At 65.2% G+C, this 7,170-nt stretch carries 6 protein-coding genes; 3 read left to right on the top strand and 3 right to left on the bottom strand.

Annotated elements, in window-relative coordinates; all coding sequences use genetic code 11:
- Together H7U20_RS13085 and H7U20_RS13080 are read right to left on the bottom strand one after the other, a co-directional pair.
- Positions 1-1,585: amino acid adenylation domain-containing protein (locus H7U20_RS13085; protein ID WP_199759593.1), on the bottom strand; the 1,585-nt coding region annotated here is incomplete at its 3' end.
- Positions 1,563-2,774, bottom strand: a complete 1,212-nt coding sequence (locus tag H7U20_RS13080) for a thioesterase domain-containing protein (protein WP_199759592.1) — start codon at positions 2,772-2,774, stop codon at positions 1,563-1,565. The genes H7U20_RS13085 and H7U20_RS13080, both read right to left, overlap by 23 nt.
- A 238-nt stretch (positions 2,775-3,012) precedes the next feature.
- Here H7U20_RS13080 and H7U20_RS13075 point away from each other — a divergent pair, with 238 nt between their 5' ends.
- The 3 genes from H7U20_RS13075 (at position 3,013) to H7U20_RS13065 (ending at position 6,366) form a co-directional block, all read left to right on the top strand.
- Positions 3,013-4,590, top strand: coding sequence for a hypothetical protein (locus H7U20_RS13075; RefSeq protein ID WP_199759591.1), 1,578 nt, complete (start codon positions 3,013-3,015; stop codon positions 4,588-4,590).
- A complete protein-coding gene (locus tag H7U20_RS13070) occupies positions 4,587-5,312 on the top strand; it encodes an SDR family oxidoreductase (RefSeq protein ID WP_199759590.1) in 726 nt (241 codons plus the stop codon). The genes H7U20_RS13075 and H7U20_RS13070 overlap by 4 nt, the downstream gene beginning before the upstream one ends.
- A 133-nt stretch (positions 5,313-5,445) precedes the next feature.
- Entirely contained in the window at positions 5,446-6,366 is a 921-nt protein-coding gene (locus H7U20_RS13065) for an AraC family transcriptional regulator (protein WP_199759589.1), read from the top strand.
- Between the two features lie 37 nt (positions 6,367-6,403).
- Here the strand turns inward: H7U20_RS13065 and H7U20_RS13060 are convergent, their stop codons facing one another.
- The gene (locus H7U20_RS13060) at positions 6,404-6,838 is read right to left on the bottom strand and encodes a hypothetical protein (RefSeq protein WP_199759588.1); all 435 of its coding nucleotides are present in this window, start codon (positions 6,836-6,838) and stop codon (positions 6,404-6,406) included.
- Positions 6,839-7,170 lie beyond the last annotated feature (332 nt).

Raw genomic sequence — 7,170 nt, 5'->3', positions numbered from 1 at the left:
CGGCGGCGGCCGCCGGCGCCGGCGCCGGCGCCGGCGCGGCGGCGGCGCTGAACATGGCTTGCAGGGTTTTGCGGTCGGCCTTGCCGCTGAGCGCCTGGCGCGGGATCTCCCCGATCGCCAGGTATTGTTTGGGCAGCCAGGCGGGCGGCAGGGCGCGCGCGGCCGTCGCGGCCAGCGTGTCGAGCCAGCGCGCGTCGGCGTCGGCGCCGGCTTTCGGCACCAGCGCGGCCACCAGCCGGGAGCCGGCCATCAGCGCGGTGACGTCCGCCAGCAGGCCGGAGTCCAGCAGCGCCGCCTCGACTTCGGCCAGCTCGACGCGCTGGCCGTTGATCTTGACCTGGTCGTCGACCCGGCCGATGCAATGGAGCTGGCCGCCGGCGTCGACGCGGCAGATGTCGCCGGTCAGGTACAGCCGGCCGTACAACGCCGCGTCGTCCGCCGTGCGGGCCGGGTTGGGGATGAATTTGCGGCCGGTCTCGGCAACGTCGTTGACATAGCCGTTGGCCAGCGCCGCGCCGCTGATGCACAGTTCGCCTTCGCGCAAGGGGTCGAGCCCGTGCACGCCGCCGTCGGCGTCGCGCAGGTAGAAGCGGGTGTGGGTGACCGGCGCGCCGATCGGCAGCGAGTCCTGCGCCAGGCCGTCGTAGCGCCAGGCGCTGGCCATGATGGTGGCCTCGGTCGGCCCGTACACGTTGTGGATCTCGGCGCCCGGCAGCAGCGCGCTGGCCTGCGCCGCCAGCGCCGGCCGGAACACCTCGCCGCCCACGCAGACCGCCCGCATCGAGACGCAGGACGCCATCCCCGGCGCCCGCAGTATCAGGTTCAGCATGGTCGGCACGGTGGTCATGTGGGTGGCCTGGTGGCGCTGGATGGCGTCGACGATGAGCTCGCCGCTGATGTTGCGTTCGCCGCCCAGGAAGGCGATGCGGGCGCCGGTCATCAAGGGCGCCATCAGTTCGTGCATCGACGGATCGAAGCAGGGGTGGATGCTCTGCAGCCAGCAGTCGCCGGGGCCGACGCTCAGGTAGCGGACGATCCAGTCGAAATGGTTGTGGGCGGCGGCGTGCGACACGGCGACGCCCTTCGGCTGGCCGGTCGAACCCGACGTGAAGATGATGTACAGCGGCGCCGTCAGCGGCACCAGCGGCGCCATGTCGGTGTCGGCCAAGCTGGCGGCGGCGCGCTCGGCCGAGGCGAAGGGCAGCACCGTGAGCGTGCTCTCGGCGCTCATGCGGCGCTCGCTCAGCGCCGTCAGCAGCAGGCGCACGCCGGCCTGTTGCGCGATGCGCTGCAAACGCTCGCTCGGGCATTCGATGTCGATCGGCACATACACCGCGCCGCACTTGGCCAGCGCCAGCAGGATCAGCGCCCGGCTCGGCTCGTGCGCGCTGCAGACGGCGACGCTTTCCATGGGCTGGACGCGGTGCACCGTTTGCAGAAATCGCGCCAGACGGTTGGCGCGGGCGTTGAGTTCGGCGTAGCTGACGGTGCTGCCGGCCGAGCACAGCGCCGGTTGCGACGGCGTCAGGCGGGCCTGGCGCTCGACCAGCTGGTGCGGATATTCAGGGGCGTAGGAAGTGGTCATGGCTTGGTTCTCTATGCGGTTGTATAAGTTGGGCCAGCCGGCCGACATGTGGCTCGGCCAGCATTGAAAAATGGTTGCCGGGCACTTCCATGCCGGGCTGCCGGTGGGCCCGGGCGGCGGCGGTCCAGTCGGCGATCAGGGGCAGCTCGGCGTGCAGGTGCAGGCAGGCGGGGAGGTCGCGGCCGGCCGGCGTCGGGTGGTAGCGCCGCAGCAGCGCCAGGCAGGCGGCACGGTTGCGCAGGATCTCTTCGATGCGCGCCTTTGGCATGCGCTGCGCGATGCGCGCCTCCAGCTCGGCGGCGCCGACCTGGCCGCCGACCTGTTGTTCCGACATCTCCGGATAGAGCGCCAGATACAGGGTGAGCAGCTCATTGGCGGCGTCGCTGCTGCGTTCGCGCGCGGCCATCGCCAGCGAGGGGTCGAGCAGGATCACCTGCTCGACCTGCTTGCCGGCGCGCCGCAGGTGCAGCGCCATTTCATAGGCCACGATGGCGCCGAAGGAATGCCCGCCGATGCGGTAGTTGTCGGCGGGCGCGCTGGCCAGCAACTGCTGCGCGTAGTGCGCCGCCAGCGCCTGGATGCTCGGCAAATCGCAGCCCGCCCGACGCAGGCGGAAGGCGTGCACCCGGCAGTCCAAATGAGCGGCGAGCGCGCCGAACGGCGCCGCGCTGCCATCGGCGCCGTGCACCAGATACAGCGGCGGCCCGCTGCGCGCCAGGCCCAGCGCGCGCGACAGCTCGACGATGGCTTGCGCCGCCAGGGCCTGCGCCAGCGTGGCGGCGGCGAACTGCCAGGTCTGCCGCAGCGCCAGCTGATCCGTGGCGCCGGCGACGTTCCAGTCGTCGTGCGTCAGCGGGTCGCCCGGCACCAGCGCGACGCTCAGATTGCCGTTGCGTACTTCGATTCTCGCCAAGGCCAGCGCTTGCTGGGGCTTGACGGGCGCCGCGTGTGCCGGCGCCGCGTCGGCTGCGGCCAGCAATTGGCGCAGCCACGCCGCCGCGTCGTCGCCGCTGGCTGGCTTGAACGACAGGCCGGGCAGGTGCAGCACGACGTCGCCCTGGTTGCCGTAGACCTGGTGGCAGGCATCCATCAGCGCCGCCAGCAGGCCGAGCTGCGCCGGCTGGCCGTACAGTTGCGCCATGTGCTGGCGCAGCTGGCTGAGGGTGTCGCGGGAAGATTGAAGATTCATGCAAGCGTTCCAATGAAATGAGCGATGCGCGCGTTGTCGCAGCGAAATGTTCGAGTGTCCTGGACCTGCCGTTGCGGATTGGAAGTGCAAAACTTGCAATATTTAACTACAGATAATATTTCCGAAAAACTGGAGGGAATGGCAGTTTCGCCGCGTCGACGGCATTCCTATACTTTGTCGCGATTCGCCCGCCGGCGCCCGCCTGCGGCCCTGACTTTGTATTCACTGAGGAATTGAAATGGACACCCCAACCGTCTCCGCCGCTCAGGCGATCCTGGATGATGTGCGCGCCTATTTGCACAGCAAGAGCAATCTTCCTGTCACCGAGGAGCACGCCACCGTCAAGCTGCTCGCCAAGTCCTTCGACGCCGAAGAAATCCGCATGCGCCGCGCCGCGTTTTCCACCAACGGCGAGATCGACCGCACCGCCGTGCTGGCCAATTACGAGCTGCTGCATGGCGTTAAGTACCTCGACCGCCTGATCAACGACACCGCCCACGAGGTGTCGGCGCGGGCCGCCATCGCCATTTTCCGTGGTGCCGAAATCTGCCTGAACAATCTGGTGGTGCTGGCGCGCCGCGTCAGCGACGACGTCCAGCGCGGCAACCTGGGCGACGCCTCGCTGAAGATCGGCTGGGCCAATCGGTTCCAGGAAACCTTGTACAGCCTGTCGCAGTTGCTGGTGCAGATGGACCAGGGCGACACGCCGGGCGACAGCATCAGCATCCGCCATTCGGCGGTGTTCCAGGAGTACCTGCTGCAGTCCGAGCGCATGCATGCGATCCTGCGCAGCGAGGCCACCGAGCGGCACAGCGATCTGGGCGAGAAGGATCTCGACGATCCGCAGCGCTTCGTGTTCTTCCACACCTTCGTCAACAGCAATTACGAATCGATCTGGCTCAACGCGATGGAGCGGGTCCGCCTGCCCGGCGTGAAGCGGCTGGAGGCCGAGGAGGGCGCGACCTTCTACCAGCGCATCATCCAGAACGAAGAGGTGCGCGAGGCGGTGACCTGTGTCGACCTGAACGACCCGACCTGCCTGATGCAATTCCGCGCCTACCACCAGATCAGCGAAGTGCTGGTGGGCCTGGTCAACGAGGTCGCCAGCGACGTCATCGTCGCGCTGCTGGCCGACGACGAGGAAGTCTTCGCCTACCAGGCGCGCTCGCTCGGCCTGTGCAGCAAGCTGCTGCAGGTGGTGACCGACAATATCCGGCCCATCGTCCGCACGCTCAGCCCGAAAGCCTATTTCGCCATCCGTCCGGCGCTGGGGATCACCAGCGGTTCGCACTCGCACAACCTGCGCAAAGGCCTGTTCCTGACGATCTATCCCTCGCTGGCCAAGGCCCTGCGCCTGCAATTGGCGGAGATGGATGAAGCGCTGGCCGCCGACGACGGCCGCATCCAGCAGATCGCCGTGGCGCTGCTGCGCCAGAGCGGCGACCCGCGCGCCGAGATACTGCGTCACGTGGTCTACATGCACCAATATGTGCGCACCTGGCGCGATGAACACATCCAGTTCGTCAAGACGCAAATCGGCGTCAGTCCGGCCGACGTGACGCCGACGGCATCGATCTCGGGCGCCGAGAACGCGGCGGTCACCGCCAACGGTTTCCGCCAGGCGCACAAGAACGATCCGATCGCGCCCCTGTACGAAGCCTTGCTCGGCAAACCGCCGGTGCCGCCGCTGCCGATCGTTCACAAAGGCGGCTTCGACGAACACATGGCCCACTTCACCGCCGTCGCGGTGCAGGAAATGTATGCCGACGTGCAGGCGCGCGCCCAGCGCAAACGTCCGGCCGGGACGGGCTATTGAGCCGGCCGGCGCTGGTGGTGGTGAGCGGCGCCGGTTCCGGCATCGGCGCGGCGGTGGCCCGGCGCTTCGCCGCCGCCGGCCATCCGCTGCTGCTGATCGGCCGCAAGGCTGCGGCGCTGGAGGCGCTGGACCTGCCGATGTCCGTCCGCGCCGCGCTCGACGTGCGCGATATGGCGGCGGTGCAGGCGGCGGTGCGGCTGGCGGAGGAACGCTTTGGCGGCGTCGACTGCCTGGTCAACAGCGCCGGCGTGATGCGGCTGTCCGATTCGGCCACGCAGGAGCCGGCGGAGTTGAGCGAGATGTTGGAGACCAACGTGGTCGGCACCGCCAACCTGGTCCAGGGCGTCTTGCCCGGCATGCTGAGGCAGCGTCGCGGCACGCTGTTCAATGTCAGTTCGATCGCCGGCCGCCAGGCGTTCCCGATGCACGCCGCGTATTGCGCGTCAAAATTCGCCGTGCACGGTTACACGGCGGCGCTGGGTCTGGATCTGGCGGCGCACAATATCCGCGTCAGCACCGTGTCGCCCGGAGTGGTCGAGACGCCGCTGCTGCACAGCACCAAGCCGGGCACCGCCCGCACCATGTTTGAAGACTGGCTGGGCACACTCGACTCCATCCTGGCGCCGGACGACGTCGCCCAGATCATCGCGTTTGCCTATCAGCTGCCGCAAAGCGTCTGCATGCGCGAAATTTTCGTGACCTCGACCGCGCAGGGCTCGTAGGCGCCGGCGCGCGGGATGGGCGGCGACACCATGCCCATCCCCGCCCGTCGTATTCGGCATATGGTTATTTGGATTCAATCCTGTCCATGGCGGGGCGGAAGACATACAATCGATTCCTTTTGCCACACCATCAATGGAACCGGCCGCCTCCGAAACACTCGCACAATGGCTGCTCGGCAGCATAGAGCTGGACGCGGCCGCCCTGCACGTGGGGCGCTATTGCGGCCCGTGGCGCGCCTCGACCGCCGATCGCGGCCTGGCCAGCTTCCACCTGGTGCTGCACGGCGACTGCTACCTGCACGTGGCCGGCCAGGCGCCGCTCAAGCTGCGGGCGCGCGACGGCGTGTTCCTGATGCGCGAGGTGGCCCACTTCCTCAGCCCTTCGCCCGACCCCGGCGCCATCGTCGGCGGCCAGGAGATGCTGCCGCTGGCCGCTGCCGGCGCTGGCCCCGATGGCGGTGCCGGCCTGGCCTGCGGCTTCTTCCGCTTTGGCGGCACGCTCAGTTCCCTGGTCATCGATTCCTTCCCGGAGTACCTAGTGTGCCGCAGCGGCGACCCGGCGCTGCGCCACAGCGCGGCCCTGTTCGATCTGATCTTGGCGGAGGCCGGCGGCGACCCGGAGCGGCCGTCGCCGCTGATCGCCCGGCTGGTCGAGCTGCTGTTCTTCTACCTGATCCGCCATGCCGCCCAGTGCGAAACGGTGAGCGCCGGCCTGCTGGCGCTGGCCCAGCGCGGCGAGTTCGTCGCACTGCTCGACGAGATGCTGCGCCATCCCGGCGAGGACTGGAGCATCGCCCGCATGGCGCGGGCGGTGCACATGTCGCGCGCCGCCTTCTGCAAACACTTCAGCAGCGTCGGCGGCCTGCCGCCGGCGCAGTTCCTGCTGCGCCTGCGCATGACGGCGGCGGCCGGCCGCCTGCGCGCCGGCGATTCGGTCGAACAGGCCGCCGGCCACGTCGGCTACCAGTCGAGCGCCGCGTTCACCCGCGCCTTCAAGCGCATCGTCGGCGCCCAGCCCGGAAGCTACCGGCGCCAGCTGCGCGCGGCCGTATAATTGTCATTTGGTACTAGCGTTGGAGATTTTAAAGGTACTAAGGTTGTTTTTCATTGATTTCCAGAAAGTGCACAATATCCTGCATTGTTTTTGAAATTTCATGAATACCATCGGAACTCAGTAGCGAACCCGTGGATTTACCCTGAATTAGCGTCTCTATCAACTCAAGAGACTCTTTTGCGTCGGAAATAAATAGACGCAAGGCTGCTGTTGATTCCTCTGTCAAGGCATATCTGGATTCGTCAAGAGGTTCATTCATCCCACTCGGTAGAATTTCCGGAAATTTTTTCCAAATTGGAGAAACGATATTTATAAAAATTTCCATTTTGAATTTGGAGTAGAGATCTGCAAATTTGTTAATCAATTCTAGATTTTGATTGTGTTTTATAGTAATAAATGCTTTGTTGCCAATTTCATCTGAAATATCTATTCTTTTTACTATTTCATTGGCAATCTTTACGTCAAGTTTCATTTTTATCTCGTTAGTAATTTTGTTGTTTAAATTTGATCGAATATCGAAATAACCTGCCAAAAATAAATGGCGTTATTTGGCAGGTTTGGCAATGGCTAAATGCTAAGCTTTATATTTTATTTTGCAGATATTTATAATAATTTTCATGCAGATGATTGAAGGTCCTAATAACCCCAATCCTCCATGCATCGAATGTAGTACATTCTCCAGTTATTTCCATCGTTTCCTGGCGGCGTACCTGTTTAGATTCGTGTGATTATGCACCTTTCCGTAGCTGGCCCCTCTTCAAGGCACGGCACGTTTTGAGTACACTTATCCATCCCAACGATTCG

Origin of the sequence: Rugamonas violacea, assembly GCF_016461825.1 — a bacterium.
In the GTDB taxonomy this organism is placed as follows: Bacteria; Pseudomonadota; Gammaproteobacteria; order Burkholderiales; family Burkholderiaceae_D; genus Rugamonas.
The sequence above is the reverse complement of the archived record's forward strand: the minus strand, read 5'-3'. Positions and strand labels throughout refer to the sequence as shown.